Raw genomic sequence first — 26,503 nt, 5'->3', positions numbered from 1 at the left:
TCGTAACTTGTATATTATTTTGTTTGAGAAATGATAAAATCTACCATCTTGTCAGTAAGCCTGTCCATATAAGCTTTATCTGTCGTTCCGAAACCATGTGTCCCGTTTTTTACAATGATCAGGTTATTCTGAATGTTTTCTCTTCTGAGTTTTCTGTGAAGCTTTCTGGACTGTTTCATAGGAACTACCTTATCTTTATTTCCCTGCACAATCAACGTAGGAACACCTTCTGAAACATAGCTTATGGGAGAAATTTTCTTGAAATAGTCTATGACTTTTCTTTTCTCTTTTTTGATGTCATAACCGGATAATCCTCTTACCAGATCCGTTCTGAGATCCACAATTTTTTTTGCTGCCAGTCCGAAAAAAAAGACAGGCACTTTTCCCAGTCGTGTATGAAGCAGTTTGTTTATATCAGCAGGTCCATAATGATCTACTACATAATTTACTTTTGCAGAGTAAGAAGAAAGTTCAGGGCTTCCTGTAAACTCATTGTCCGGTGTATAGGCTGCGAGCATTGAGAGGTGTGCTCCTGATGAAGCTCCAAAAAAACCAATATTGTTCGAATCGAATTTATATTTTGCTGCATTTTTCCTTATCCATCTTACTGCATCTTTAGTATCTTCTAAAGGAATCGGGAAATGAATGCTGTCATTAAGAAGCGTATAATTGATACTGATTACCGCATATTTTTTATCCAGAAGCTTTGAAATGAATGTTTCAATATAGCTTTCATCTCTGATGGTTTTATCGCCTTTTACCCATGCTCCTCCATGTACATAGACGACGACGGGCATTTTGTCGTCTGAAACAGTTTTGGGAGTATAGAGGTCTAGTGAAACAGGATTTCCTTTTGCATTGGTTTTATAAACAATATTTTCTGAGACTGATGATATTTCCGGGAGAAGACTGCTTTTTGTAGAATTTGATTCAGGTTGGTTTTGTGAATAACTTAAATTAGATAAACCTAAGGAGAAAACAAAAAACAGGTTTATGAAAAACCTGTAGATTGATATGTTGTTTATTGATGATTTCATAGAATACTTTTTGTGTGGAGTGTTATTTTACTAACTCCTCAAAAAGTTTACCAAATGTCTTTTCCAAGTCTTTGGATTTGCCGGGATGAGGCCTGGATGTCTGAACAGAAGAGCTTCTTACAGCGGTCAGCCATCGGAAACGTTCCGGAACATCCATCAGAGCTATAGGCCCCCCTTCCTTATCTCCGTTGGCAATTTTTTGAAAGCTTTCAAGATTCCGGATAATATCATCATAATCCAGTTTGCTATGCATCAGCCTGAATTTATCGGGACATAAGTAAAACTCCATACGGATAAACTTTTCCTTTTTGGAAAACATCAGAAGGCCTATATTGAAAAATTCCTCTCTCTCAACTTTCGGTACCAGGCGTATTACAGCGTATTCGTATATTTTATCCTCTTGCATTTTTAGCTTCGTTTACAAAGATTTGAGAATTTTCTAACCTGGTTTTCAGGAACTGGAAGTAGATCTCACGGATTTCTTCAGGAGTTTCATCGGCGTCATCCCAGTGAAGCCAGTCCTCAGGAATTAAATTGACAATTTCCCTGAACAGTTGATCATTAAGTACTTCATGGGCAAAACGATCAGCTTCATCCAGCATTTTTGCTTTTGGGAGCAGTACATGGTCCTTCACGTATTTGAATGGAGTTTTTGCAGCTGTATCAAAATTCTGCCACGAATGATGGAAATAAAATGAAGCTCCATTGTCGATGACCCAAAGCTCTTTATGCCACATCAGGAGGTTGGTGTTTTTAAAAGTACGGTCAATATTCGTAATGAAGGCATCCAGCCATACAATTTTTGAAGCCAGGAGAGGATCTACCTTTACTCCCGGATCATAAGTGATAGAACCCGAAAGATAATGCAGACCGAGATTCAGGCCTTCTGAAAATTTCAGTAAATCCTGAATTTCCTCATCAGCTTCCGTCCGACCAAAATCAACATCTAGATTGACAAATACGAGTTCGGGAATTCTGAGACCCAAAGCTTCCGTGATCTTGCCGCCCAAAAGTTCGGAGATCAGCATCTTTACTCCGTGGCCTGCGCCCCGGAATTTCAGTACATATTTAAAATCATCATCAGCTTCTGCCAAAGCAGGAAGAGATCCGCCTTCCCTTAAAGGCAGGATGTAGCGTGTAACGGTTACCGTTCTTAAATCCAGCATACCGCAAAAATAAGGTTATTTTTATAACTATTTAATGAATTCCGGTGCAGAGGGTTAACTTTTCCAGCTAAAATTTTTTTATTATATTTCGGTTAAAGTGAATACTGTAGATAGCATTGTTGTTTAAGAATTATAAGTAAATTTCATATGGAATTGATAAAAGACCTTAATATAAAACTTGAGAATGCAGAAACCAGGGATTTTCTCGCCGATGCCATTTATCCTGATACTGATAAAAAACTGCCTTTAGTTATCTTTGTTCATGGTTATAAAGGGTATAAAGACTGGGGAGCCTGGAATCTGATGGCGGAAAAATTTGCTGAGGCGGGCTTTTTCTTTGTAAAATTCAATTCATCCCATAACGGAACCACAGTTGAAGATCCTCACAATTTTAGTGATCTGGAAGCCTTTGGTAACAATAATTATTCGAAAGAACTTTCCGATCTCGGTGTTGTGATCAACCATTTTGTGAAAAACCCGCATGTGGATGACCAAAGGATAATCCTGATAGGACACAGTAGAGGAGGAGGGATTTCCATTATTAAAACATTTGAAGATGAAAGAATCAATGGGCTGATTACTCTAGCAAGTGTAGATACGCTAGAACGATTTCCGGAGGATGAAGCTCTTGAGAACTGGAAAAAGGAAGGTGTATATTATGTACTGAACGGAAGAACAAAACAGGAAATGCCTCATTATTACCAGTTTTATGAAGATTTTGAAAAAAATGTTCTCCGTTTTGATGTGGAAAGAGCTACGGAAATGGCCAAAGCTTTTGTGCTGATCATCCATGGAACTAATGATGAAAGTGTAAGTGTTAAAAATGCGGAACACCTTCACATTCTCAATCCGAACTCAGAATTGTTCCTGGTTGAAAATGCGGATCATACGTTCGGATCAAAAGAGCCATGGACTGAAAAAGTCCTTCCTCACAGCCTGAATATTGTTATAGAAAAATGCATCGATTTTTTCAATAAAAATATGAAGTAAAACAGGCTAAACAATATACCTGAATTTGTGATAGTATTAAAAAACGCAAGGATAAACAAAATTATGTACAAGAATTTTCTTATTCTCAATCAAATAAGATCCCAACAGATATAAATCTGTGCAACCAGTGAGAGATTATTAACCCAAGTTTAAAAATTTGTATGGGTTTTATTTGAAATGAGCTATTTAGAAATTTAATTTTACAATGAAGAAATAAATAAAAAACCAGCCTTATCAGACTGGTTTTATTTTGTTGAATATTATATTGTTAAAAGTGTCCAGGCTTCTTCGATTCTGCTTTCCAACAGTAATTTTTGAGCGTTTATATGAACATTCTCATCTGCATGGAAATCTCCTGCAGGCAGTATTTCTACATTGGCAAGCATTCCCAGATCATTTCCTGTAAATACTTTACTGTACTTAATAGAATCGGGCAGAAGATCAAACCCGATTCCTTTTGTTACCAAAGGTTTCGGAACCTCAAAAAGACTGTTCTCATTGCTTCTGGAATACCAGTTTCCTCCTAGACGGGCTACCATATCAAGCTTTTGCTGATTTAAATTTCCAGCTTCATTCAGATATTCTTCCCGGATGTGGATTTTCTGAACCTCACAGATCACAAGATTTCCTGCACCGCCCTGATCTCCCAGAGATTTCACTTCTAAAACTTTACATTCAAAGTTGACAGGACATTCTTCAATCAGTTTGGGCTGTACCAGATCTGCATCTTTCATAGTCAGACCGGATTTAATAAATTCATTAACTCCGGTTTCATACTCTGTAGAAGCCAGAGATATTTGCTGTACTATAGGAAAATTCACCGTTCCAATTACTACTTCAGGAACTTCCAGAACATTTTCCAGGGTATGTTTAGTGGTATTGTCTCGTACTCTCCTTGATGGTGAAAAAATCAACACGGGCGGAACTGTACTAAACATATTAAAAAAGCTAAACGGAGATAAATTGATGATTCCGTTTTTATCTATTGTAGAGGCCAGAGCAATCGGACGCGGAGACACGGCGGTCTGCATGATAGTCTGAAGCTGTACGGGGGATAATTCGGAGGGTATTACTGTTTTCATTGTTTTTTTATTTAACACTTAAGTTAATTTAGTTTTTCGGCTTATGCTTTATAAGAGCACTTCAGCTTTTTGAAAATCGTAGATTTTCATTCTTTTGGAAGATCCTTAAAAGATTTAGCCGCAAATAACTCACAACCTTCATGATAGAGGTTAGTAACATTAAAATTGACCAGTATTGAACGAGGTGCTTTTAGAAGGTTCATATAGTTCATCGTTTGAGCCTTATGAATCTGATGAATTTCGGAAGTAGATTTTAATTCCAGGACAATTAAATCTTCAATGAGAAAATCACATTTCAATTTACAATCTATAAGCTTCCCTTTATAGATAAATGGAATTTCAAGTTCACTTTGGTATTTTAAACCTAACAAATTAAATTCTTTTTCTAAACATTGGTGATACACATCTTCATATAAACCAGGACCTGCCAGTTTGTGGACCTCTATACAAGCTCCAACAACTTTATAAGAAAGCTCGTTGATTATTTTTTGTGTAATCATAAGTGTAGAAACATCAGTGAAAATCTACGATTTTCAAAAACTAAAGTGAACTTAAATTTCCCATTATTATGTAACTTATTTAAAACTAAAGTGTTTAATTTAAAATAGATATTAAGTAGTTGGAATAATTTTACCGGAAACTTCACCGAAACCTACTCTTATACCATCTTTTTCAGCCCAGGCTTTCATGGTAACGGTATCGTTATCTTCAATGAATTTTCTTTCCTGACCGTCTTTTAATTGTATAGGATTTTGCCCTCTCCAGGTCAGTTCCAGCATAGATCCGAAAGATTTTGGATCGCTTCCTGAGATGGTTCCGCTGGCATATAAATCTCCAACTTCTACATTACATCCGTTTACTGTATGATGTGCTAATTGCTGAGTCATATTCCAGTACATGAACTTATAATTACTTTCTGAAATCAGGTTTTCTTCACCGTTTTCAGGTTGTAAATACACTTCAAGATTGATATCGTAATTTTTATCACCCTCAAACTTTAAATAGTCTAAAACGTCAGGGTCCTGCTTTGGAGAAGATGTTCTGAAAGGTTCCAGTGCTTCAAGGGTAACTACCCACGGAGAGATAGACGAACCGAAGTTTTTACCAAGGAAAGGTCCCAGCGGAACATATTCCCATGCCTGGATATCTCTTGCAGACCAGTCGTTAAATACTACCATTCCGAAGATCGCTTCTTCAGCATCCTTTGTAGAAATGCTTTCACCCATTTCTGAGTTTCTGTTAAGAATAAAGGCCATTTCCAGTTCAAAGTCAAGCTGCTTGCTTGGTCCGAAAACAGGTTTTTCAGCGTCTGCAGGTTTTGTCTGACCTTTCGGACGGTTAATTTCTGTTCCTGAAACAACTATGGATGAAGCTCTTCCATGATAGCCTACCGGAAGATGTTTCCAGTTTGGAAGCAGTGCATTGGCAGGGTCACGAAACATTTTTCCAACGTTCGTTGCATGCTCAATGCTGCTGTAAAAATCCGTGTAATTCGGGATGTGCACAGGCATCATCATTTTTACTTTATCAAGGTCATAGAAGGCATCTGCAATGGTTTTTTCGTCTTTTGAGAGGATGGAGCCTTCCTGTAGAAGTTCCTGAATTCTGGTACGTACTACATTCGTTACAGGTTTCCCCAGTTCAATAAACTCGTTGATGGTGTAGGCTTCAAAAACATTATCATCCAATCCTTCAATATTTTCAAAATATCCAAGATCATAAAGAGTGGCAAGATCAACGACCTGATCCCCGATTCTGGTACAGCATCCGATATATTCTTTATTAAAAACTGCTACTCCGAAAGGAATATTATGTATAGAAAAGTCTGAATCCGAAGAATATTCTACAAATGATTTCATAATTTTTTTGGAATTAAATTAATGGTAAGACAGCAAATCCATAAAATATCTGCTATCTGATTTTCTGTTGGGATTATTTCTTTTTGGAATAAGAGGCTTCATCTATCCATCTGTCTTTGGTATTCACATCGATAAGATAGAGGATGTTATCCTGCTTGGTCAGCAACAAAGTTTTGGTTACAGGAATGGGAACTTTCTTGTTTTCAAGTTTATCCGCTCTCAGAGAAAGAATATTTTTTTTCCTGATGATATCTCCTGTAAAAACGTTTGAACTGCTTTCTCCGGTTGCTTTGTCATCAAAAACTTCTACGTAGGTAGCTTCTTTTCCTTTGATAACAATAAAGTCTCTTTCCGTGTGATCCTCTGCATCTTTAATGAAGACGAATTTCTTATTGTCAATATTTACATTTTCAAGATGCTGATTGATACCTTTTCTTTCTTCCAGCCGGTTGAGAATTTCATTAAGGGTGCCATACTGAGCATTAAGCCCTAATGTTCCAAAAAATAAAATCCCGATAAAAAATTTTCTCATAATGTGTGTTTTAAAAAAAAGTTTTGCCAAGACTCTTTATCCTGACAAAACTTAGTATTCTATATTTAAATTAAAGATTTCCTCTTCTTTCCTGCTCTCTTTCCAATGCTTCGAACAATGCTTTGAAGTTTCCGGCACCAAAACTCTGTGCACCGTGTCTTTCAATGATTTCGAAGAATAGAGTAGGACGGTCTTCTACCGGCTTCGTAAAGATCTGAAGCAAGTATCCTTCTTCATCATGATCAATAAGGATGCCTAAGTCCTGTAATTTTTTAAGATCTTCATCAATATGGCCAACTCTTTCAGGAACCATATCATAGTAAGCCTCTGGTGGAGCTGAAAGAAACTCTACTCCCCGTTTTTTTAATTCTGTTACAGTATGAATGATATCTTTTGTAGCCACAGCGATATGCTGTACCCCTTCTCCTTCATAGAAATCAAGATATTCTTCTACCTGAGATTTCTTTTTACCTTCTGCAGGTTCATTGATCGGAAATTTCGCAAATCCGTTTCCGTTGGACATTACTTTAGACATCAATGCAGAATATTCTGTATTGATCTGCTTGTCATCAAAAGATAGGATGTTTACGAAGCCCATTACTTTTTCGTACCATTCTACAGTAGGGATCATTCTGTTCCAATCTACATTTCCTACACAGTGGTCTACGTATAATAAACCTGTTTCTTCAGGGTTATAATTGCTTTCCCACTTTTCGTATCCGGGCATGAAAGCACCTTTGTAGTTTTTTCTTTCGATAAACATATGGATGGTTTCTCCGTACGTATAAATTCCGGACATTCTTACCTCACCGTTCTCATCCGTTAAAGTTACAGGCTCTAAATATGGTTTCCCACCTCTCTTGGTCGTTTCTTCGAAAGCCTGGTAAGCGTCATCTACCCAAAGTGCCAAAATTTTCACTCCGTCGCCATGCTTTTTTACATGTTCACTGATAGGAGATTCGGATTTAAGCCCTGTTGTTAATACCAGTCTTATTTTTCCTTGTTGAAGAACATAAGAAGCACGATCTCTTACTCCTGTTTCAGGACCTGCATAGGCTACAGACTGAAAACCGAATGCGGTTTTGTAATAATGGGCAGCCTGTTTAGCATTTCCTACATAAAACTCAATGTAATCTGTACCGTTGATCGGTAAAAAATTCTCAGCTTGAGCAATTTTTTCGGCAAATGTAAGTGTTGACATATTTCTATTTTTACTTTTATTTTTATGTATGCAAATTACAAAAATCTTAGAAATAGCGAAAGCATTGAAATGGATTCCTTGAATATAGTTAACATAAAGTTAAAAAAGAGTTCATTTAAGTATATTTAAGTTTTCTTATAACGAAACTTGATCTCTATCTTTGAGATACAAAGAACAAGTGAAAAAAAAATATTTTCGAAACAGGTAAGCCGTAGAATTTTCTACGGCTTACTTCATTTATCTGTTTCTACTTTTCTGTTGAGTCTTCCTGCATCAGGATTATAGTTGTCCCAGATCTTCCAGACATTGTCTATCTTTCGGATAAAATAGATCTGGGTATTGAGCTGGTTAACGAAATGTTCCTCACCGGTTTCGCCTACTTTGAACAAAAGATTCCAGAATTCCTGAGTTTCCAGTATTTTTTTGTCAGGTTCATCAGTGACAAGGTGAATGTCAAAAACTTCATAGTTTGAACGGTTGTTTTTGGTTACCAGCTGAAAATCCCTTTCACATAATTCTCTGCTGAACTGTGAAGTTCTTTCTAAAAATGGTGAGCCATCAAAAACCAGCTCCTTAAAAATTTCGGGTTGATGATTGGGAAAATTCTTATAAAATTCAAATGTGGTGGCACAATAATCATATACCATTTTTGTAAGAAATTCCAGGCTGCCCGTCGGTTCTTTCTCCCGGTTGTTTAATTTTAATGACTGTATGTAGTTATTTAAATCTCTGTAACCGAGGAAGATGCATATTTTATCCAGTGTTTTAAGGAACCTGAGGTCATTATGGGTTTTGTCCTGATAGTCATTTTCAAAAAAGCGTTGGAGAGTAACATGCGATATTGTATTTCCTATTTCAAATTTTTTTCCTCCTTTCAGTTCTTCTGCGTCAGATAATTCATCTTTTATAATTTCAGAAAGAATAATATAATGGCTTCTTTTCCATTCACTCACATTCCCCAAAACAGAATTTCTTACTTTCGAATGCTTTTCAACTTCTTCTCTAATCGAATTATATATAGTTTTCAATTTCCTTTGGTTTTGAATGAGTTTATCAAAAACACTGCCAAATGTTAAAATTTTTATGAGCCGCTTTATTTGAGTTTGGCAAATATTGGCCTTGCTTATTATACAATATTCATAAGAAAAACAGAATAAAATATTTCTTACTGTTTAAATCGTTCATAGGCAGCTCTTTCCAGCATTTCCCTGTCATCCGGGTGTGCGATACTGATAAGCTCCTGAGCCCTCTGGCGGAGATTTTTACCATACAAATAAGCTGTGCCATATTCTGTAACTACATAGTGAATATGTCCTCTTGTTGTCACAACGCCGGCCCCTTGTTTAAGGAAAGGAACGATCCTTGAAACTCCTTTTTTGGTTCTTGAGGTAATGGCAATAATCGGTTTTCCGTCTTCACTCAAGGCTGCACCTCTCATAAAGTCCATCTGGCCTCCGATTCCACTGTACTGCAATGTTCCGATGGAGTCTGCGCATACCTGTCCGGTAAGGTCAATCTCAATGGCAGAATTGATGGCAACCATTTTTTTGTTCCTCATAATATTAATCGGAAAGTTCACATCGCTTACATCTTTGAAGGCGAAAACGGTATTGTCATCCACATAATCGTAGAGTTCTCTTGTTCCGAAACAGAAACTTGTGATGGTTTTATTATCATTATAACCTTTGTACTTGTTATTGATCACGTCATTCTTGATCAGGTCGATCACCCCATCGCTCAGCATTTCCGTATGAACCCCCAGATCTTTGTGATTGGTTAAACATTTTAGTACGGCATCAGGAATGGTTCCAATACCCATCTGCAATGTTGACCTATCTTCAATAAGTTCTGCTACATTTTTTCCTACAAGCATTTCCTCCGGACCTACTTTTGAACCGTAATCTACCGTTGGGAGCTCTTCTTCATGCCATACCAGCTTATGAATCCTGCTGATATGGATCATTCCGTCTCCGTGGGTTCTTGGCATTAAAGGATTGACTACGGCAACAATGAGCTTAGCAGTATCAACAGCTGCTCTTGCGACATCTACCGAGGTTCCCAAAGTACAGAAACCATGTCTGTCCGGTGGAGAAACGGTCACCAGAGCAACATCCAGCGGCAGAATATTTTTTCTGAACAGAATAGGAATCTCGCTTAAGAAAACGGGAACAAAATCTCCCCGATCCGAATTAACAGCATCCCGTACAGGTGTTGATACGAATAATGAATTAACAAAAAAGCTGTTTTTGTATTCGGGTTTTGCAATTTCTACATTTCCCTGTTGAGTAATGGAAACCATCTCTACATTTTCCAGACGGTGAGATTGTCTTGCCAGCTCGTCAATAAGATGATTAGGAGTACATGCACTTCCGTGGAAAAATACGCGGTTTCCGCTTTTTACAGTATATATAGCTTCTTCTGCACTAATATAATTGTACATAATGAAATTTTTATGAGTGATTTTTTATTCCTGAGAACGGTCTTCCATGGTTTTATCTGATTCTTCCAGCCATGAAGTTTTATAGGAAGGATCTTCTACTTTTAAGGCTTCTTCGGTAATTTTCAATGGACGGAACGGGTCTACCATAACCGCATATTCTTCAGTAAATTTTTTCCCGATACTTCTTTCCATAGCTCCCGGGTGAGGTCCGTGTACGATTCCTCCGGGATGTAGGGTAAAGTCCATCAGGTCGATATGATTACGGCTCATGAAATCACCTTCAGTATAGAATAAAACCTCATCAGAATCAATGTTTGAGTGGTTATAAGGAGCTGGGATAGCCAGTGGATGGTAGTCATACATTCTGGCGCAGAATGAGCAGACTACGAAATTATGGCCTTCAAAATTCTGATGTACAGGAGGCGGCTGGTGAATTCTTCCGGTAATAGGCTCAAAGTTTTTAATATTGAATTTATAAGGATAAAAGTATCCGTCCCATCCTACAACATCAAACGGATGTGTTGCGTAGATGAAATCTGTGATCTGGTTTTCTTTTTTTACTTTAATTAAAAATTCTCCTTTTTCATCTTTAGGTTCTTTAAAAACCGGAGGAATCATGTCTCTTTCGCAGAAGGGAGAATGTTCCAACAGCTGCCCGAATTCATTTCTGTATCTTTTCGGAGTATAGATAGGAGAGTGGCTTTCAAGCACAAAAAATACGGTGTCTTCTGATTTCAGTTCTACCTGATAAATAGTTCCTCTCGGAATAATAAGATAGTCTCCGATAACAAATTCCAGGTCACCAACAAAGGTTTTCAGGATTCCTGTTCCCTGGTGAACATATAAAAGCTCATCACACTCTGCATTTTTATAGAAATAGTCCATAGATTTTCTGGGTTTTGACAATCCCATTTTCAGGTCATTGTTCATCAGAAGGATCTTTCTGCTGTCCATAAAATCGTCCTCAGGTGTTACATTCATCCCCTTAAACATTCTCGGAGCAACGTTTTTTTCCACCGCGATCTTTGGGGTTACATCTTTTGCAGGTCCAATTGATTTGATCTGTGTAGGTCGGTGCGTATGGTAGAGCAATGAGGAAATTCCGTGAAAGCCTTCCGTTCCGAAAAGCTGTTCATAGTAAAATTTATCTTCCGGTGATTTGAAAATCGTATGTCTTTTTGGTGGGATATTACCCGCTTGATGATATCTCATTTTACTTTTTATATCTAGTTTCTCAAATTTAATCATTTTTCGTGAATTCATTCCAACAACATTTGTCATGGTGTTTTGTAATTCAAAAATAATTGTTAGATTTGTCTAACAATTATAATTTCATGAAGCGAATACTATTTTCTGTTATTCTTTTATCTTCTTTTTGTTTTTCTCAGGAGACAGACAGCTTGAGTATACAGCAAACTATAAAAGCTGATTCAACAACAATTCCCAAAACAAAAATCAAGATGAGTACTATTGAAGATGTTGTTATTACCGGAACCATAAAGCCTTTCAGCAGATCAAAAAGTCCTGTAGCCGTAGAAGTTTACAGCCAGAAGTTTTTTCAGAAAAATCCAACTCCGAGTATTTTTGAAGCCATTGCGATGGTCAACGGAGTGAAACCACAGCTCAATTGTTCAGTATGTAACACGGGTGATATCCATATCAACGGTCTGGAAGGTCCTTATACGATGATTCTGATTGATGGGATGCCTATTGTAAGCTCGCTTTCCACAGTATATGGGTTGAGTGGAATTCCCAACAGTCTTATCGACAGAATTGAAGTGGTAAAAGGTCCCGCTTCTTCTATTTATGGTTCTGAAGCTATGGGTGGAGTAATCAACATTATCACCAAGAACGCACTGACCGCTCCAAAATTAAGTGTAGACCTGATGACGAGCACCTGGAGTGAAAATAATCTTGATGTTTCAACGAAATTTAATATTGGAAAGAATGCTGCGTCTTTACTGAGCTTCAATTATTTCAGCTTTAAAGAAAAAATAGATCAGAACAAAGACAATTTTACGGATGCAGCATTGCAGAGCCGGATTTCTGTTTTCAATAAATGGAATTTTAAAAGAAAAGAAAACCGTCAGGCGAGTATGGCGTTGAGGTATTTATATGAAGACCGTTTTGGCGGGGAAATGCAGTGGGACAGATCTTACCGCGGAAGCGGAGATGTGTACGGAGAAAGTATTTATACAAACAGGGCAGAAGTGTTTGGACTGTACCAGTGGCCTTTAAAGGAATATATCGTTACCCAGTTTTCTTATAATTATCATGACCAGAACTCTTTTTACGGGAGTAACCCCTATGATGCGCTTCAAAAAGTGGCTTTTGCACAGACCTATTGGAGCAAAAAAGTAGGCAACCATGACCTGACAGGAGGAATTACTTTCAAAAGAACATTTTACGATGACAATACACCAGGAACCTTATCCGGAGACGGAATGACCAATGCACCGATGAAATCGCCGATCTGGGGAGCTTTTGTTCAGGATCAGTGGGAAATTAGTGAAAAGCATACTTTGCTGGTAGGCTACCGTTTTGATTATGACAAAATTCATCATGAAGTACATTCACCAAGGCTGGCATGGAAATTTTCCCCGAACCCCTATCATACGCTAAGATTCAACTTTGGAACTGGTTTTAGGGTGGTCAATCTCTTTACAGAAGATCATGCTGCACTCACTGGCTCCCGTGAAGTATTGATCAAATCAGATCTGAAACCCGAAAGATCAGTCAACGGAAACCTAAACTATATCTGGAAAATTCCGGTGGGAACCCGCATGCTGCAATTGGATGCTTCTGCATTTTATACCTATTTCAGCAATAAGATCGTTGGGGATTTTGATACCGATCCGGATAAAATTATTTATGACAATCTTAATGGATACGGAATTTCAAGAGGTGCTTCACTGAATATGGACTTCAGCTTCAGTTTTCCTTTAAGCGTCAATTTAGGAGTGACCTATCTTGATGTCTATCAGAAATTCGATGGAGACCATAAAAAATCGCAGCAATTACACGCACCGAAATGGAGTGGAACTTACAACCTCTCCTATAAGTTCGCGAATGACCTGGCTGTAGATTTTACAGGACAATTCTACGGGCCGATGCGACTTCCTGTGCTGCCGGATGATTACCGTCCTGAATATTCACCTTTTTATTCTTTAGCCAATATTCAGGTTTCAAAAAGCTTCAGATCTGGCTTTGAGGTGTATTGCGGGGTGAAGAACCTGTTCAATTTTACACCGAAAGATCCTTTGATGAGACCGTTTGACCCGTTTGATAAACATGTAAACGATCCGGTAAATAACCCGAACCATTATACTTTTGATACTGCTTATGGATATGCACCCATGCAGAAAATCAGAGGTTTCCTCGGAATAAAATATACTTTAAAATGAAAAATTTTATTTTATTTTTAATGTTAGTGCCCTGTTTTTATCTGTCTCAGATGAAGACAGGCACTTTTTCTGATCTTGAAACATCGATGAAAAAAGATCCGAAACCCACTATTATCCATCTATATACAGACTGGTGCTCGGTCTGTAAAATGGAAAAACATGCACTAAATAAAGACAGGGAAACAGTGGATTTAATCAATGAACATTTTTATCTGGTCAATTTTGAAACTGAAAAAACGAAAGAAAAAATACGGTTTCAGGGAAAAGAATTTGGGTATCTGCCGAATGGGGGCTCCGGAATTCATGAATTGGCTTTGGCTTTGTCTAAAAATAAGGACCAGCCTGTTTATCCTTTGTGGATTGTTCTGGATAAAGATCAGAAGCTTGTGTATTATCATGAAGGGCTGTTGACTCCTGAAATGATGAAGCAGAAACTTTTGGAAATTTCTGCTTTGTAGTTTTTCTGATAAACGCAAGGGAAGCGATATTTTTTTTAATCCGATGTTTTTAAGTAAAAGGACTTTATCTCCGATAAAATTTGATTGTCCTTGCCATTGCGAGAACCTAAGAGACGAAGCCAAAAAAAAATGAATATTATTTGAGATTGCTTCACCTAAAGGTTCGCAATGACAGATTCTTTATAGAATTACTTTAAAAGAACAGCAATAATGGCCAGTATAGCCGGCAATGCCTGTACGAAAAATATCTTTTTTGTTGCAGAAATAGCCCCATAAATTCCAGCTACAGCTACACATCCTAAAAAGAATAATGCTATATTATCCTGCCACTTCGGATCTTCGATTAAAAAGGACCAGATCAGCCCTGCGGCAAGAAAACCATTATAAAGCCCCTGATTGGCGGCAAGTCCTTTCGTAGGTTTGAACATTTCTGCCGGCAATGCAGCTTTGAATACTTCTTTTCCTTTGGTTTCCCAGGCGAACATTTCCATCCACAGGATATACATATGTTCCAGTGCAACGATGGCGATGAGAATTTTAGCAACGAGTTCCATGATTTAATATTTTTGACATTGTAAAACTAAAAAAATAAAGTTAAGTTTGGTTATTCAATTGCAAAGATGGACACTTTCAAAGCACATTTAAATAAATTTATTAAGATCACTGATGAAGAATATGCTTCTATATTTTCTTTTTTTAAGGAGTTGGAAGTGAAAAAGAAACAGAATCTGATGCTTAGCGGTGAAATCTGCAGATCAATGTATTTTGTGTCTGCGGGCTGTCTGAGAAAATTTTTTGTGAACGAAAAAGGAACAGAGCAGACCACTGAATTTGCGATAGAAAACTGGTGGATCACGGATACTTTCGCGTATGAAAGGCAGATGAAATCAGATTTTTGTATCCAGGCAGTGGAACGTTCTACCATTGTTGTTATTGATCTTCAAGAGCAGGAGCTTCTTTTAGAAAAACATCCGGTCATGGAACGGTATTTCAGGATGATCTACCAAAGGGCTTATGCAGCTTCGGAAAGACGGATCCGTTACCTGTACGAGATGTCCAGGGAAGAGCTTTATGTACATTTCAGCACACTGTATCCCTGGTTTATCCAAAGAATTCCACAATATCTTATTGCTTCTTTCCTGAATCTTACTCCGGAATATCTGAGTGAAATCAGAGCAAAATTACGTTCTTAAACCAGTTTAAGATTTTTACGGATAATAAACCGCAAATTTGTCTTGTTATTAAGCTAATATTATGACAGATAAAAATGTTCAGTTTCCACAGTTGTTTTTAAGACTTGCCCTTTCTGTGACCATGCTTTCTGCAGTGGCAGACAGGTTCGGTTTCTGGGGCAACAACTCTGCGTGGGGAAACTGGGAAAACTTTGAAGCGTACACCCGGAAACTTACTTTTTTTCTTCCGGAAAGCTTAAGTGCATTTTCTGCTTATACCGCGACTTTTTTTGAAATACTTTTTCCTCTGATGTTATTTTTAGGCTGGGGAACCAGAATAGCAGCTTTCGGAGCGGGCTTTCTGTTGCTGGTATTTGCTTTGTCAATGACTATGGCATTGGGATTTAAAGCTCCCCTGGATTACTCTGTCTGGGTAGGTAGTGCCGGAGCCTTTTTACTGGCTGTTCAGCCGAAGTATTTATTTAGTATAGATCATTTAACCAACAAATTATAATATTATGAGCGCAAGATTAAATATTGCCAACGTAGATTCAGCAGCGTATAAAGCGATGCTTGGACTGGAAGGGTACCTTCAGACTATTTCTCTAAACCATATCCAGAAGGAATTAATCAAGATCAGGGCTTCACAGATCAATAAATGTGCTTTCTGTCTTGATATGCATACAAAAGATGCCCTTAAGTACGGTGAAACAACTCAAAGAATTTTCATCCTTAACGGCTGGAGAGAAGCGAAAGACTTTTTCACAGAAGAAGAACAGGTTCTTTTGGCGATGACGGAGGAAATTACTCTAATTAGTGATAAAGGGCTTACAGAAGAAACCTTCCAGAAAGCAAAACAGTATTTTGATGATGCAAAAATAGCACAGATCATTATGGCTATTGTAACGATCAATGCATGGAACAGAATTGCAGTAAGCACGCATATAGAAGTTCCAAAATAGTTTCTGTTTATAAAATTAGCACAACAAAAAATCCGTTTCACAACAGTAAAAGTGAAACGGATTCTTTTTTATTTAGGACATCCGTGTAATCAGTTTTTTGCCTTCAAGGCTAATAAAAACTCAATTCGATTATTGACTAAGTTCCTTTAAAATCGCTTCACCTACGCTTTTTGCAGATTGAGGATTTTGTCCTGTAATTACTCTTTGATCAGTTACCACATGGTTCTGCCAAAGTCCTGATTTTTCAAATTTTGCCCCTCTTTCTTTCAGTTTTTCTTCCAGAAGGAAAGGAACCACATTCGTTAATTTCACTTCAGCTTCTTCTTCGTTGGTAAAAGCATTGATCTTTTTGCCGTCCACTAAATACTTTCCGTTATTCAGTTTGATATTGACAAGACCGGCCGGGCCGTGGCAAACTCCCGCTACAATGCCTCCATTTTCATAAATTTTTGAGGCAATGCCAGCTAATTCTGTGTTATCTGCAAAATCCCACATGGCACCATGGCCTCCTGCGTAGAAGATAGCGCTGTAATTGTCTGGTTTCACCTGAGAAGGCTGTAAAGAATGATCGATCTTATTTTTGTATTCCGTATTTTCCCAGAATTCCTTGTTTACAGGGTCTTTTAAATCAAATCCGTCTACCGGAGGAGTTCCGCCTTTAGGACTTACAAAATCGATTTCATACCCTGCTTTGTGAAGCACTTCCCATGGATGAGAAACTTCACCAAGATAATACCCGGTATCTTCACCGGTGCTTCCTTTTTTGTCATGACTGGTTACGACAAATAAAATTTTCTTTTTCATATGTTTAGATTTTTGATGTTGTGCCTGAATAGCTCCTATGGTAAACAGGGCTAAAAATAGAAATGCTAATTTTTTCATATTAAAGAATATGGGTAGTATAAAGTTGTGGTTTTTCCTGTAATTTTTCTTCAACGATAGCACCAAAAGCCTTGATGTAAGGTTGTTTGTTATGTTCTGCAAGTCCTTCTTTATTTTTCCAGATCTCGTAGAAGATGAACTGGTTTTTGTCTTCAATTCCCTGATGCAGGCTGTAGAGTTCGCATGCATCTTCCTTTCTGGTTTCTTTTACCATATTCTGAAGAACTTCCAATACTTCTTGCTGGTGCTCTTCTTTAGATTTTATAACTGCTGTAAGATAAATTTTCATAATTAAATAAATTTTTCAATGGATTGATATTGAGGATTCCAACCCAGCTCTGCTTTTGCTTTGTCAGAATTACATACACTGTTGGATGCAAAACCAAAATATCCGCCCGCAGGACCAAATGTATTGACTGCTTCCTGTACGCTGACAGACTGTGCAGGCTGCAGATCATACTGTCTGCTTATATTTTCAGCCAGATTCTTGATCGTTGAAGATCCGTTCTCTGCATAGTAAAGAGAACCTGCTTTTGCTTTTTCCAATGCAAGTACATATAGATTTGCTAAATCTTCAATATGAAGGTTAGACCATAGATTTTCTCCTTTTCCAAAATAAGCCCCAAATCCTTTTTCCTTAGAGAAATTGATTAAAGCAGGAAGCTGGATGCTATCTTTTTTCAAACCCAACCCATCACCATAAACCATCGTAGGAACAATGACAATGCTTCTGATATTCTTTTTGGCAGACTGAAGAACATAATTATTAATCAGTACCCTGGAAGCCATTTCCAGCCTTGGGATCAGAGGAATGTCTTCTGTGTACACAAAATCATTTTTTTCTCCGTTCTCTTTCCCTCCAAAAATAGCGGAACCAGACGTGAAAATAAAAGTTTTTCCGCTTCCTTCCAGTGCATTGATGAAACTGTCTGCTGCGTAAGCATCATCTGCAGAGTCTGCAGTGTGGATAATGGCATCAGCATTAGAAATGGCGGAATTCAAAACAGCTTCATCATGTATATTTCCTATGATGGATTCAATTCCTAGTTGTTTCAGTTTTTCTGCTGCGTCTGCATTACGGACCAGTCCTGTTACACTGTAGTTTCTTTCTAATAGCTTCCGGGCAACGGTACCACCGATATAACCGGTAATTCCTGTTATCAGTATTTTTTTCATGAGACTAATTGTGGTTTAAGTTCTTTTTCGAAAACATTTTCAAGATGCTCTCTGTAAAGCTTCATATCACGCTCTATATTGGCATTTTTCTCTACATCATGGAAGTGGAAGCTTTCCATTTTTTCTAAAGAAACAAAAGCATTCATTCTATGGAATCCAAATAACGGTCCATTATCTACACTGGTTTCATTGAAGAATTCTCCGGGAAGTGTAAAGGCTGTTTCCGGAGCATTCCAGCTTGTGGTTAGCATATATTTTCTTCCGCCCAGCATTCCTCCTGTTCCATAATTGATTTCCGGAGTTTCAGCTTTTCTTCCGTCACTCATATAAATTCCTTTGGCATGACCGGCTGTGAAAACTTCATCAATATATTTCTTGAATCCGTTGGGAAGCTGGAACCACCAGATCGGAGTGTGGTAGATGATAAAATCTGCCCAGACAAATTTCTTTACTTCTTCATCTTTGTCGAAGCCATCTGCAATTTGGGTTGTTTTTACTTCTATATTTTCAAATTTCTTAAGTACTGCGAGTGTATTTTCGGCAATCGTGTCGTTATATTTTCCTCCGGAATGTCCGAAATTTTGTCCTGCGTTAATAATCAATACTTTTTTCATTTTATGATTGTTTAAATTTTATGATGCAAAGTTAGCTTGCTGTATTGTATAATAAAAATAGTATAAATTATAATTATCTATTAGAATAATAATAGTTGAATTGTGGTTTCATGGTTAAATGTCATATCGGGTGCTGGGCATGTTATCAAACATCTCAAGTAATTTTGTTTATTGAAATAGTGAAAATGATACAGATTGCGGTTTTTAGTGACGTGCACGGAAATCTTCCTGCACTGGAAGCAGTGCTTGCAGATATAGAGAAAAGAGGAATTCAGCAGAAGTTCTGTCTGGGAGATCTGGTAGACTTTGCCCCATGGGGAAATGAAGTGGTTGAAAAGATCAGAAGCCTGAACATTCCCTGTCTTATGGGAAATCACGACGAAAGAATTGCTTTTGATATTCCTGTTTTTCCTCTTTCTAAACATTCGGAAGAAGAAACCGTAGCAAGATTCATAGCCATTGATCATTCTAAGGAATACATTACGGAAGTGAACAAAAAATTTTTATCAGAACTTCCTTTTCATTTAAAATTAAACTACAAAGTAGGGAAGAAGCATTGGAATATTCAGCTGCTGCATGCAGGTTTGGCTAGCAATGAGACTTATCTCTATGAATCTGAAAATGATGAGGTCTTCATTCATATGTTAGAAGAATCTCAATCTGATATTGTTGTAATGGGGCATACTCATTTATCATTCAAAAAATATTTTGAAGCTGGAGGATGGGCGGTGAATTGCGGGTCTGTAGGCCGTTCCAAGGAAGAAAACCGTCTGGCATCTTATCTCATTCTAACATTGGAAGAGGAGCAGATTTTTCCGGAGATTATTCAGATAGCTTATCCGGTTGAAGAAACTATCCGCGGAATTGAGGAAAGCGGAATTCCGGATTATTATGCTGCTTTTCTGAAAAATGAAAGAATATCAGTATTATAATTATTTTGTAATTTTGTATCAGAATATTTATGATTAAGCTATGGTCAATTTAGAATGGTACCGCACTTTTAAAGCGATATATAAAACCGGAACACTGACGGGTGCTGCAGACTCTCTGTTTATTTCTCAGCCGGGTGTAAGCCTGCATTTAAGCTCGCTTGAAGCCTATGTCGGGTATAAGTTATTTGACAGAACCGGCAGAAAAATGATTCCGACCGAAAGAGGAAAGGTTTTATTCAATGCTGTTTCTGAACCAATTTCCAAGCTCGAAGATGTAGAAAAAAACTTTCAGAAATCTACTGAAAAACTAACCCCTACGATCAGCGTGGGAATGTGTTTCGAGACCTTTCAGACCACACTGGAGCAGTATGTTTCTACTTTACCTTTTAATCTGATCATCAGCTTCGGAGAATATCCCGAAATGCTGGACCAACTGGATAAAGGGATTCTGGACCTGATTATTACGCCCAAAAAAGGAGTTTCACCTAATATCGAACACGAGGCATTTTCTTCTGAACAGATGATTCTTGTAGGTGGAAAAGATATAGATACAGAAAGTTTCCATAAGATCCTTAAGACAAAAGGCATCGAACATGCCGAAGAATGGCTGAAACAGGAGAAATGGTACGGAACAACCGGTGATATGGAGCATCTTTTTCAGTTCTGGATCATGAATTTCGGTCATAAACCCAATTTCCGTCCTAATTATATTGTTCCGAATTTAAACTCCATCATCCGCTGTCTGAAAGGAGGAACCGGGCTGGCTGTTATTCCTAATTTCCTCTGTAAAAATGAAATAGAGAACGGTGAAGTTAAACTGATCTGGGAAGGCGAGAAAAAACTGGAAAATACCCTGTATTTCGGCTGTCGAAAAAAAACAAATTACCAGTCAGAGATCGATCATATTAAAGGATTATTCAGAAAGGTCATGGGAAAGAATAATCATATCGCGCATCTGTAATCCGTTTTCATAAATAGGGAATGGGTAATTGTCTGTAAAAAAGTCCTTACGTATCCCCTTCTTTACAAAACCGTTCTTTTCGTAGAACCTGATCTGTTGGAAACCCGTATCTGAAGTTCCTACAGTTAAAATTGTACAGCTGTTTTCTTTGGCTATTTCTTTCGCCTTACCCATAAGAATACTGCCGATTCCCTGGCTCCGGTAGCTTTCAATAACTGCTATATTCTTGATCTCCAATTCTGTATTGCTGTTCGGGTGGAGTGCCATTACAGCAATATTCTGAAGACCGTCATTTAAAAGGTAGACAGCGCAATCAAAGATATATTGGTTGATGGCTTCAACGGTTTCATCAGCGAGCAGCAGTAATTCATATGGAATATTCGTTCCCGGTTCTAACTTATTAAAAACAAGATTTTTCATTACAGACTCATATGAATAAGTGGATAAGCTTTTCCTGAACCATCCTTCTCCGATCTTCCAACCTTTTTGAAGCCCATTTTTTCGTAAAACCCAATAGCTTTAGGATTCTGTTCGTTGACATCCACTTTGGTCAGTCCTGTAGTCTCCTTCATAAATTCGTAAAGTTTTTTGCCATATCCTTTTCCCCGCACATCATCATGAATAAAAAGCATTTCCAGATTACCCTCAACTACAGAGGCAAAGCCTGCTGCTTCTCCCTTCTCCGAAATCAAATAGACTTCCATATCCGGGAGATAATCTCTTGGAATAGCTTCTTTAAAATAGTTAAAATCTTCATCAGAAAGGAAATCATGGGTTGCTTTTACAGCAGATTCCCAGATCTCCATAATTCTTGGATAATCTTCAGCTTTAGCCAGCCTGATTTGATGGGACATTGTTATGAGTTTACTGCAAAAATAGGAAAATTAGGTTAGAAGTTAGAGGTTAGAAGTTAGAAGTTAGAAAGAGTTGTGGAATGGAGAAATAATAAGGGATAGATTTTTGCAGAACAAAAAGATGGGTTGTTGAAAATATTTGTCAACAGCCTCTAATTAGTTTAAAAACAGTAAAAATGGTAAGCGGGATTTCCAATTTTTTATTGCAAATTTGTTAGGCTTTACATTAATATCAAAAATTGAATTAAAGAATTATGCAAAAGAAAACATATGCAGGGCAGCCTGTAGTGACTTTAAATAACGGATTGGATATTCCGGCTTTAGGCTTTGGAGTATGGCAGATGGAAAATCTGAACGAATGTGAAAAAGCAGTAGTAAAAGCCATTCATACAGGATATAGAATGATTGATACAGCAGCTATTTACCAGAATGAAACAGCAGTTGGACAAGCTGTGAAAGACAGTGGTGTAAGCAGAGACGAGCTGTTTATCACTTCAAAAGTATGGGTGCAGGATCATGGGTATGAAAAAGCAAAAAAAGCGTTTCAGAGAACACTGGACAGATTGCAGATGGATTATCTGGATATGTACCTGATTCACTGGCCATATGGAGACTTCCTGGGAACCTGGAAAGCTTTGGAGGAATTATATACAGAAGGAAAGATCAAGGCTATTGGAGTATGTAATTTTACTGTAGAAAAACTAGAAGAATTGAAAGCCAATTCAACAATTCATCCTGTGATCAACCAGATCGAGCTTCATCCGGTTTTCCAGCAAAAGGAGCTTCAGGTGTATGACAGGGAAAACAATATCGTCACACAGCCGTGGAGTCCTCTTGGAAACGGAAATGCAGATCTTTTAAACAACTCTCAGCTAAAAGCAGTTGCAGGAAAATACAGTAAAACTGTAGCTCAGGTGATCCTTAGATGGCACCTTCAGGAGGGCTTTGTTGTTATTCCGAAATCTGTAACGCCTTCGAGGATTGAAGAAAACTTTAATGTTTTTGATTTTGAACTGACTGAAGAGGAAATGAATATTGTCCGTTCTTTAGATACAGGCAAAAGACTGTTCTTTGATCCTAAAGACCCTGAATGGGAAGAAAAAATGCTGAAATCCGTAGCGGATATTTAATATAATATTTCCCTATTATCTCTCCCGCAGATCAAACGTAACACAGATTTTAATATAATAATCTGCTGACTCCAGTTAATCTGCGGGAGATTTAATTTGAAAAAGCAGTATAAGGAACTGCGTAAGGAAAAATAAACGGATTATCTGTATATGTTTGTGAGCAATGTCATACTTTATAAACTTAGCATATTATCAAATTTTTGTAAATTTTATCTAAATTAACTCCTATGTTTTGGCCGGATACAATAAGTGAAATTTTAGAGGTAAAATACCCTGTAATTCAGGCCCCGATGTTTGGCGTAAGTACTCCACGGATGACTGCTGCAGCTTCAAAAGCCGGATGTCTGGGATCGCTTGCATTAGCAGACCTTTCTGCAGCTCAATCTGCTGAACTTATCAGAGATACCAAAAAGCTCACCGAGCGACCGTTTGCTGTCAATATTTTTGTCCACCATATTCCTGAGCTGACAGATTCTTTGAGGGAAAGATTTATTAAAACACAACAGTTTATTACCCGACTTGCAAAAGAAAATAATATAGAAGTTCAGCTTCCTGATTCTGAAGAGATTAAAGTGAACGGTTATCATGAACAGATAGATGCTATTATTGAAGAAGGTTGTAAAATCCTAAGTTTTACTTTCGGAAACCTGGATGATAAGAGCATTGAGAAGCTAAAAGAGAATGGAATACTACTTATCGGAACCTGTACTTCTGTAGAAGAAGCATTAATTCTAAAAAATTCGGGAATTGATATCATCTGCGTGCAGGGAATTGAAGCAGGAGGACACAGAGGAACTTTTGATGCCGATAATATTCCTGAAATCGGAGGAATGTCCTTATTTTCAAAAGTATATGATCATGTAAAAGTCCCGCTGATTTATGCAGGCGGTATTTATAACGGGAAAACTTTGAGAGCTGCAAAAGAGCTGGGAGCACAAGGATTCCAGGTTGGAAGTATTTTACTGGCATCAGAGGAAAGTGGCTTGCAACCGTTTGAAAAAGAAAGACTGAAAAATGTAACAGAGAAGGACATTGTCCTGACAAGAAGCTTTTCGGGCCGGTATGCAAGAGGAATTAAAAATAAATACATCGAAAGTCTTGAAAACTCAGCCTATATTCTGCCTTATCCCTATCAGAATAAACTGACGAATGAGTTACGTAAAGTTTCAAAAAAACTGAATAATACTGATTTTATAGGCATCTGGGCTGGGCAATCAATTCATGATTACAGTGAACTTTCAACAGAGGATATATTGAAACAGCTTATTTTTCAAGCTGAAAATATTTTCTGAAATTATTTATATTTTAAAACCCTGTAAATAATAAAGGAACCCTGATCGCTTGAGAAGACCACCTTTAGTAATGTACTAAGATGGCTATTCCTAATCAGATAATAATCGATAAATGCAAAAGAACTCTTATTCTGCTAAAATGGTTAATATTCTACCGAAGTAAAAAACGTGAATTGAAGACTTTGCGCCTGTTATTGCCAAACCTTTGTTGTGCGACGGTTTTTTTATTCTCTTTTCAATAGATATTTCGTCGGCTCACCTCCAAAGTATACATCTAATTTTAAATATTCATTTTCAAAATCTATTCATTTGAAATATATCACTAGAAACTTTTATGGTATTCCAAGTTCCAATAATTGTTTTTTCCTGTCCAAACAAAAAAATAGAGAAAAATATTGATATTATTAGTAAATGTTTCATTTTTTTATAAACGGTTGCACAATGTACATATTAACGCAACCATCTGTTTTTAAATATTTCTAATAATTATAAACGGATAAATTGTTTAAAAAGAATAAAAATTTTCACTAATATATTGCCTTTCTGTTAACTTATTTTGGGATTGGATATAGTTTTATCTTGCTAGATCCAGGCCACCAAAATTTCCGGAGCTCATCATCAGAAAAACACCGTCAGTCTTATCCAGCGTTTCCCAATAAGCATGAAGTTCTTCGGCATTGGTAAATACCCTCAAGGCATCATTTTTGAACTTTTCTTTAATGAATTCCGGGGAAATAGGTTCCATTCTTTTGATCTTTAAAGCATCTTCAGAATAGAAAACTATGGCTTCGTCCAAACCGTCCATAGCATGATCGTATTGCTCGAGGAATAAAGGATTTAAGCTTGAATAGGTGTGAAGCTCCAGGAAACCGTATTTTTTCTCTTTCTTAAACTGCTCGCAGAAAGCTTTTACCGCCGCCTTCACTTTACTCGGTGCGTGAGCGAAATCTTTATAAAGCGTTCCCTGATCTTCTCTTTCTACTTTTTCAAGACGTTTTGAAGCTCCTTTAAAGCTCATAATGGCTTCGTAGAAATCTTCGTCCATAATACCCAGCTGGCGGCAGATATGTCTTGCTCCTTCCATATTGAGTAAATTGTGGGCACCAAAAACAGAAAGGGGAACGTCGCCCATTTCAGTTTTTAAATATACTTTTCCATTGCTGATCTCATATTCAGGAGTTTTGTAAGGGATTTTCCTGAAATAATTTTCAGCCGCTTCCACTACCTTTACCACTTCTGCATCTTCTTCATTGTATACCAGGACACCGCCGGGAGTAATGCTTGCAACGAATTTTCTAAACTGATCTATATAATCGTCAAATGTTTTGAATACATTAATGTGATCCCAAGCAATACCGCTCATTAAAGCAATATTAGGCTGGTACAGCAGAAACTTGGAACGGAGATCAATAGGAGATGAAAGGTATTCATCACCTTCCAGCACCATAAAATCATTCTCCTGGGTTAGTTTTACCATACAGTCAAAACCTTCCAGCTGGGCGCCCACCATAAAATCCACCTCTTTCAGGTGAAAGTTCAGGACATGAAGAATCATAGAGGTGATTGTTGTTTTACCGTGTGATCCGGCAATAACTACTCTTGTCTTGTTTTTTGACTGTTCGTAAAGAAATTCAGGATATGAATAAATTTTTAAGCCCAGCTCTTTTGCTTTTGCCAGCTCAGGATTATCCTGATGCGCATGCATCCCAAGGATAACTGCATCAATATCCGCAGTGATTTTTTCCGGGAACCAGCCCATTTCCTGAGGCAGAATTCCTTTCTTTTCCAGTCTGGATCTTGAAGGCTCAAAAATAGCATCATCCGAACCTGTTACCTGATATCCTTTGTCTTTTAATGCAATAGCAAGATTATGCATGGCGCTTCCGCCGACAGCAATGAAGTGGGTTTTCAACTTTATTTATTGTTTTTTTACGTTGTTATTAATAACTTCCTGGAAAACATTCAGAATATTATTCCAGTTCGTCGTAAAATTGGGCATCATCATGCTGGCATCTGACTTGCTGCCTTCATTCGGGCCTTTCTTTACATTAATGGAAGTAGTCACATGATCATACAGTTTTTTGTGGTCTTCCTGTATTCTTCTGAAATTGTTTTGGGAAAGGGTCTGGTCCAGTTTCTTTAAATCTTCATCAGAAATTTTAAAGTCATGTGTGTATTTTTTCCCTGCCTCCTCTAAAGAATAATGTGCATTATTGCCTTTGATGAGTAAATTCTCGTACATTGGAGCATAGCCTCCGCTTCTGGAATAGCTTATATCAAAATCTGAATATACTTTCTGACTGTTACACGAAACTAATACCAAGACCGTGAATAAGATCCCTAATATTTTGTTCATAAT

The 26,503-nt window shown here is 37.5% G+C and carries 30 protein-coding genes; 10 read left to right on the top strand and 20 right to left on the bottom strand.

All coding sequences use genetic code 11. The features are described from left to right. Positions 1-14: 14 nt before the first annotated feature. Genes DRF60_RS11410 through DRF60_RS11400 form a run of 3 tightly spaced genes read right to left on the bottom strand, consistent with a single transcriptional unit; the run spans position 15 to position 2,203 of the window. Positions 15-1,037, bottom strand: a complete 1,023-nt coding sequence (locus DRF60_RS11410; RefSeq protein ID WP_116012186.1) for an alpha/beta hydrolase — start codon at positions 1,035-1,037, stop codon at positions 15-17. Positions 1,038-1,059: 22 nt separating this feature from the next. After that, positions 1,060-1,443 (bottom strand): DUF3037 domain-containing protein, encoded by a 384-nt coding sequence (locus DRF60_RS11405; RefSeq protein ID WP_116012185.1) that lies wholly within the window; start codon positions 1,441-1,443, stop codon positions 1,060-1,062. Next, positions 1,430-2,203 carry a HipA family kinase gene (locus tag DRF60_RS11400; protein WP_116012184.1) on the bottom strand — a complete coding sequence of 258 codons (774 nt, stop codon included), beginning with the start codon at positions 2,201-2,203 and terminating at the stop codon, positions 1,430-1,432. Before DRF60_RS11400 ends, DRF60_RS11405 begins: the two co-directional genes overlap by 14 nt. A gap of 147 nt (positions 2,204-2,350) precedes the next feature. Here DRF60_RS11400 and DRF60_RS11395 point away from each other — a divergent pair, with 147 nt between their 5' ends. Next, a complete protein-coding gene (locus DRF60_RS11395; protein ID WP_116012183.1) occupies positions 2,351-3,193 on the top strand; it encodes an alpha/beta hydrolase family protein in 843 nt (280 codons plus the stop codon). 260 nt (positions 3,194-3,453) lie between these two features. Here DRF60_RS11395 and DRF60_RS11390 read toward each other — a convergent pair whose 3' ends face one another. The 8 genes from DRF60_RS11390 to DRF60_RS11355 form a co-directional block, all read right to left on the bottom strand. Beyond that, a complete protein-coding gene (locus tag DRF60_RS11390) occupies positions 3,454-4,275 on the bottom strand; it encodes a flavin reductase family protein (RefSeq protein ID WP_116012182.1) in 822 nt (273 codons plus the stop codon). Positions 4,276-4,361: 86 nt separating this feature from the next. Continuing rightward, positions 4,362-4,775 (bottom strand): GxxExxY protein, encoded by a 414-nt coding sequence (locus DRF60_RS11385; RefSeq protein WP_116012181.1) that lies wholly within the window; start codon positions 4,773-4,775, stop codon positions 4,362-4,364. Between the two features lie 111 nt (positions 4,776-4,886). Then, complete coding sequence (fahA, locus tag DRF60_RS11380; protein ID WP_116012180.1) at positions 4,887-6,134, bottom strand: fumarylacetoacetase; 1,248 nt, start codon at positions 6,132-6,134, stop codon at positions 4,887-4,889. 73 nt (positions 6,135-6,207) lie between these two features. After that, entirely contained in the window at positions 6,208-6,666 is a 459-nt protein-coding gene (locus tag DRF60_RS11375; RefSeq protein WP_116012179.1) for a hypothetical protein, read from the bottom strand. A gap of 70 nt (positions 6,667-6,736) precedes the next feature. Next, entirely contained in the window at positions 6,737-7,867 is a 1,131-nt protein-coding gene (gene hppD, locus DRF60_RS11370) for a 4-hydroxyphenylpyruvate dioxygenase (protein ID WP_116012178.1), read from the bottom strand. A 233-nt stretch (positions 7,868-8,100) separates the two neighbouring features. Further along, entirely contained in the window at positions 8,101-8,895 is a 795-nt protein-coding gene (locus DRF60_RS11365) for a hypothetical protein (protein ID WP_116012177.1), read from the bottom strand. A gap of 137 nt (positions 8,896-9,032) precedes the next feature. Continuing rightward, a complete protein-coding gene (locus DRF60_RS11360; RefSeq protein ID WP_116012176.1) occupies positions 9,033-10,307 on the bottom strand; it encodes an acetyl-CoA hydrolase/transferase family protein in 1,275 nt (424 codons plus the stop codon). Positions 10,308-10,331: 24 nt separating this feature from the next. Next, positions 10,332-11,519, bottom strand: coding sequence for a homogentisate 1,2-dioxygenase (locus tag DRF60_RS11355; protein WP_116012246.1), 1,188 nt, complete (start codon positions 11,517-11,519; stop codon positions 10,332-10,334). Between the two features lie 122 nt (positions 11,520-11,641). Between DRF60_RS11355 and DRF60_RS11350 the strand changes: the two genes are divergently transcribed. Continuing rightward, positions 11,642-13,711, top strand: coding sequence for a TonB-dependent receptor plug domain-containing protein (locus DRF60_RS11350; protein ID WP_116012175.1), 2,070 nt, complete (start codon positions 11,642-11,644; stop codon positions 13,709-13,711). Beyond that, entirely contained in the window at positions 13,708-14,169 is a 462-nt protein-coding gene (locus tag DRF60_RS11345) for a thioredoxin family protein (RefSeq protein ID WP_116012174.1), read from the top strand. Before DRF60_RS11350 ends, DRF60_RS11345 begins: the two co-directional genes overlap by 4 nt. 188 nt (positions 14,170-14,357) lie before the next feature. Here the strand turns inward: DRF60_RS11345 and DRF60_RS11340 are convergent, their stop codons facing one another. Continuing rightward, the gene (locus DRF60_RS11340; protein WP_116012173.1) at positions 14,358-14,723 is read right to left on the bottom strand and encodes a DUF1304 domain-containing protein; all 366 of its coding nucleotides are present in this window, start codon (positions 14,721-14,723) and stop codon (positions 14,358-14,360) included. Positions 14,724-14,789: 66 nt separating this feature from the next. Between DRF60_RS11340 and DRF60_RS11335 the strand changes: the two genes are divergently transcribed. The 3 genes from DRF60_RS11335 (at position 14,790) to DRF60_RS11325 (ending at position 16,303) form a co-directional block, all read left to right on the top strand. Further along, complete coding sequence (locus DRF60_RS11335; RefSeq protein ID WP_116012172.1) at positions 14,790-15,362, top strand: Crp/Fnr family transcriptional regulator; 573 nt, start codon at positions 14,790-14,792, stop codon at positions 15,360-15,362. A gap of 61 nt (positions 15,363-15,423) precedes the next feature. Further along, positions 15,424-15,855: a DoxX family protein gene (locus tag DRF60_RS11330; protein WP_116012171.1), complete on the top strand. Its 432-nt coding sequence runs from the start codon at positions 15,424-15,426 to the stop codon at positions 15,853-15,855. 4 nt (positions 15,856-15,859) lie between these two features. Next, on the top strand, positions 15,860-16,303 hold the full coding sequence (locus DRF60_RS11325; protein WP_116012170.1) for a carboxymuconolactone decarboxylase family protein: 444 nt from the start codon (positions 15,860-15,862) through the stop codon (positions 16,301-16,303). A 129-nt stretch (positions 16,304-16,432) separates the two neighbouring features. Here DRF60_RS11325 and DRF60_RS11320 read toward each other — a convergent pair whose 3' ends face one another. Genes DRF60_RS11320 through DRF60_RS11305 form a run of 4 tightly spaced genes read right to left on the bottom strand, consistent with a single transcriptional unit; the run spans position 16,433 to position 18,975 of the window. Then, positions 16,433-17,185, bottom strand: a complete 753-nt coding sequence (locus tag DRF60_RS11320) for a type 1 glutamine amidotransferase domain-containing protein (RefSeq protein ID WP_238640193.1) — start codon at positions 17,183-17,185, stop codon at positions 16,433-16,435. Position 17,186: 1 nt separating this feature from the next. Further along, entirely contained in the window at positions 17,187-17,474 is a 288-nt protein-coding gene (locus tag DRF60_RS11315) for a putative quinol monooxygenase (RefSeq protein WP_116012169.1), read from the bottom strand. A 2-nt stretch (positions 17,475-17,476) separates the two neighbouring features. Beyond that, complete coding sequence (locus tag DRF60_RS11310; protein WP_116012168.1) at positions 17,477-18,361, bottom strand: NAD-dependent epimerase/dehydratase family protein; 885 nt, start codon at positions 18,359-18,361, stop codon at positions 17,477-17,479. Then, on the bottom strand, positions 18,358-18,975 hold the full coding sequence (locus DRF60_RS11305; protein WP_116012167.1) for an NAD(P)H-dependent oxidoreductase: 618 nt from the start codon (positions 18,973-18,975) through the stop codon (positions 18,358-18,360). Before DRF60_RS11305 ends, DRF60_RS11310 begins: the two co-directional genes overlap by 4 nt. Before the next feature lie 185 nt (positions 18,976-19,160). Between DRF60_RS11305 and DRF60_RS11300 the strand changes: the two genes are divergently transcribed. Both DRF60_RS11300 and DRF60_RS11295 read left to right on the top strand, forming a co-directional pair. Further along, positions 19,161-19,907 carry a metallophosphoesterase family protein gene (locus DRF60_RS11300; RefSeq protein WP_116012166.1) on the top strand — a complete coding sequence of 249 codons (747 nt, stop codon included), beginning with the start codon at positions 19,161-19,163 and terminating at the stop codon, positions 19,905-19,907. A 40-nt stretch (positions 19,908-19,947) separates the two neighbouring features. Further along, positions 19,948-20,868, top strand: coding sequence for a LysR family transcriptional regulator (locus DRF60_RS11295; protein ID WP_116012165.1), 921 nt, complete (start codon positions 19,948-19,950; stop codon positions 20,866-20,868). Here the strand turns inward: DRF60_RS11295 and DRF60_RS11290 are convergent. Next, entirely contained in the window at positions 20,821-21,288 is a 468-nt protein-coding gene (locus DRF60_RS11290; protein WP_116012164.1) for a GNAT family N-acetyltransferase, read from the bottom strand. The two genes, DRF60_RS11295 and DRF60_RS11290, sit on opposite strands and share 48 nt — an antisense overlap. Then, positions 21,288-21,722 carry a GNAT family N-acetyltransferase gene (locus DRF60_RS11285; RefSeq protein ID WP_116012163.1) on the bottom strand — a complete coding sequence of 145 codons (435 nt, stop codon included), beginning with the start codon at positions 21,720-21,722 and terminating at the stop codon, positions 21,288-21,290. Before DRF60_RS11285 ends, DRF60_RS11290 begins: the two co-directional genes overlap by 1 nt. 254 nt (positions 21,723-21,976) lie before the next feature. On the opposite strand from DRF60_RS11285, the gene DRF60_RS11280 reads away from it, so the two are divergent. Both DRF60_RS11280 and DRF60_RS11275 read left to right on the top strand, forming a co-directional pair. Continuing rightward, positions 21,977-22,852, top strand: a complete 876-nt coding sequence (locus tag DRF60_RS11280; protein WP_116012162.1) for an aldo/keto reductase — start codon at positions 21,977-21,979, stop codon at positions 22,850-22,852. A 227-nt stretch (positions 22,853-23,079) separates the two neighbouring features. Next, on the top strand, positions 23,080-24,144 hold the full coding sequence (locus DRF60_RS11275; protein WP_116012161.1) for an NAD(P)H-dependent flavin oxidoreductase: 1,065 nt from the start codon (positions 23,080-23,082) through the stop codon (positions 24,142-24,144). A gap of 574 nt (positions 24,145-24,718) precedes the next feature. Here the strand turns inward: DRF60_RS11275 and DRF60_RS11270 are convergent. Both DRF60_RS11270 and DRF60_RS11265 read right to left on the bottom strand, forming a co-directional pair. After that, a complete protein-coding gene (locus DRF60_RS11270) occupies positions 24,719-26,056 on the bottom strand; it encodes a UDP-N-acetylmuramate--L-alanine ligase (RefSeq protein WP_116012160.1) in 1,338 nt (445 codons plus the stop codon). A gap of 6 nt (positions 26,057-26,062) precedes the next feature. Beyond that, the gene (locus DRF60_RS11265; RefSeq protein ID WP_116012159.1) at positions 26,063-26,500 is read right to left on the bottom strand and encodes a hypothetical protein; all 438 of its coding nucleotides are present in this window, start codon (positions 26,498-26,500) and stop codon (positions 26,063-26,065) included. Positions 26,501-26,503 lie beyond the last annotated feature (3 nt).

The sequence above is a fragment of the Chryseobacterium elymi genome (assembly GCF_003385495.1).
Classification (GTDB): domain Bacteria; phylum Bacteroidota; class Bacteroidia; order Flavobacteriales; family Weeksellaceae; genus Chryseobacterium; species Chryseobacterium elymi.
This window is presented reverse-complemented; position numbering and strand designations above follow the sequence as displayed.

What these genes read in the sequence shown, in the direction of transcription:
- DRF60_RS11410 (WP_116012186.1), bottom strand. Translation starts at nt 1,037, where the DNA reads ATGAAATCATCAATAAACAACATATCAATCTACAGGTTTTTCATAAAC.
- DRF60_RS11405 (WP_116012185.1), bottom strand. Translation starts at nt 1,443, where the DNA reads ATGCAAGAGGATAAAATATACGAATACGCTGTAATACGCCTGGTACCG.
- DRF60_RS11400 (WP_116012184.1), bottom strand. Translation starts at nt 2,203, where the DNA reads ATGCTGGATTTAAGAACGGTAACCGTTACACGCTACATCCTGCCTTTA.
- DRF60_RS11395 (WP_116012183.1), top strand. Translation starts at nt 2,351, where the DNA reads ATGGAATTGATAAAAGACCTTAATATAAAACTTGAGAATGCAGAAACC.
- DRF60_RS11390 (WP_116012182.1), bottom strand. Translation starts at nt 4,275, where the DNA reads ATGAAAACAGTAATACCCTCCGAATTATCCCCCGTACAGCTTCAGACT.
- DRF60_RS11385 (WP_116012181.1), bottom strand. Translation starts at nt 4,775, where the DNA reads ATGATTACACAAAAAATAATCAACGAGCTTTCTTATAAAGTTGTTGGA.
- fahA (WP_116012180.1), bottom strand. Translation starts at nt 6,134, where the DNA reads ATGAAATCATTTGTAGAATATTCTTCGGATTCAGACTTTTCTATACAT.
- DRF60_RS11375 (WP_116012179.1), bottom strand. Translation starts at nt 6,666, where the DNA reads ATGAGAAAATTTTTTATCGGGATTTTATTTTTTGGAACATTAGGGCTT.
- hppD (WP_116012178.1), bottom strand. Translation starts at nt 7,867, where the DNA reads ATGTCAACACTTACATTTGCCGAAAAAATTGCTCAAGCTGAGAATTTT.
- DRF60_RS11360 (WP_116012176.1), bottom strand. Translation starts at nt 10,307, where the DNA reads ATGTACAATTATATTAGTGCAGAAGAAGCTATATATACTGTAAAAAGC.
- DRF60_RS11355 (WP_116012246.1), bottom strand. Translation starts at nt 11,519, where the DNA reads ATGAGATATCATCAAGCGGGTAATATCCCACCAAAAAGACATACGATT.
- DRF60_RS11350 (WP_116012175.1), top strand. Translation starts at nt 11,642, where the DNA reads ATGAAGCGAATACTATTTTCTGTTATTCTTTTATCTTCTTTTTGTTTT.
- DRF60_RS11345 (WP_116012174.1), top strand. Translation starts at nt 13,708, where the DNA reads ATGAAAAATTTTATTTTATTTTTAATGTTAGTGCCCTGTTTTTATCTG.
- DRF60_RS11340 (WP_116012173.1), bottom strand. Translation starts at nt 14,723, where the DNA reads ATGGAACTCGTTGCTAAAATTCTCATCGCCATCGTTGCACTGGAACAT.
- DRF60_RS11335 (WP_116012172.1), top strand. Translation starts at nt 14,790, where the DNA reads ATGGACACTTTCAAAGCACATTTAAATAAATTTATTAAGATCACTGAT.
- DRF60_RS11330 (WP_116012171.1), top strand. Translation starts at nt 15,424, where the DNA reads ATGACAGATAAAAATGTTCAGTTTCCACAGTTGTTTTTAAGACTTGCC.
- DRF60_RS11325 (WP_116012170.1), top strand. Translation starts at nt 15,860, where the DNA reads ATGAGCGCAAGATTAAATATTGCCAACGTAGATTCAGCAGCGTATAAA.
- DRF60_RS11320 (WP_238640193.1), bottom strand. Translation starts at nt 17,185, where the DNA reads ATGAAAAAATTAGCATTTCTATTTTTAGCCCTGTTTACCATAGGAGCT.
- DRF60_RS11315 (WP_116012169.1), bottom strand. Translation starts at nt 17,474, where the DNA reads ATGAAAATTTATCTTACAGCAGTTATAAAATCTAAAGAAGAGCACCAG.
- DRF60_RS11310 (WP_116012168.1), bottom strand. Translation starts at nt 18,361, where the DNA reads ATGAAAAAAATACTGATAACAGGAATTACCGGTTATATCGGTGGTACC.
- DRF60_RS11305 (WP_116012167.1), bottom strand. Translation starts at nt 18,975, where the DNA reads ATGAAAAAAGTATTGATTATTAACGCAGGACAAAATTTCGGACATTCC.
- DRF60_RS11300 (WP_116012166.1), top strand. Translation starts at nt 19,161, where the DNA reads ATGATACAGATTGCGGTTTTTAGTGACGTGCACGGAAATCTTCCTGCA.
- DRF60_RS11295 (WP_116012165.1), top strand. Translation starts at nt 19,948, where the DNA reads ATGGTCAATTTAGAATGGTACCGCACTTTTAAAGCGATATATAAAACC.
- DRF60_RS11290 (WP_116012164.1), bottom strand. Translation starts at nt 21,288, where the DNA reads ATGAAAAATCTTGTTTTTAATAAGTTAGAACCGGGAACGAATATTCCA.
- DRF60_RS11285 (WP_116012163.1), bottom strand. Translation starts at nt 21,722, where the DNA reads ATGTCCCATCAAATCAGGCTGGCTAAAGCTGAAGATTATCCAAGAATT.
- DRF60_RS11280 (WP_116012162.1), top strand. Translation starts at nt 21,977, where the DNA reads ATGCAAAAGAAAACATATGCAGGGCAGCCTGTAGTGACTTTAAATAAC.
- DRF60_RS11275 (WP_116012161.1), top strand. Translation starts at nt 23,080, where the DNA reads ATGTTTTGGCCGGATACAATAAGTGAAATTTTAGAGGTAAAATACCCT.
- DRF60_RS11265 (WP_116012159.1), bottom strand. Translation starts at nt 26,500, where the DNA reads ATGAACAAAATATTAGGGATCTTATTCACGGTCTTGGTATTAGTTTCG.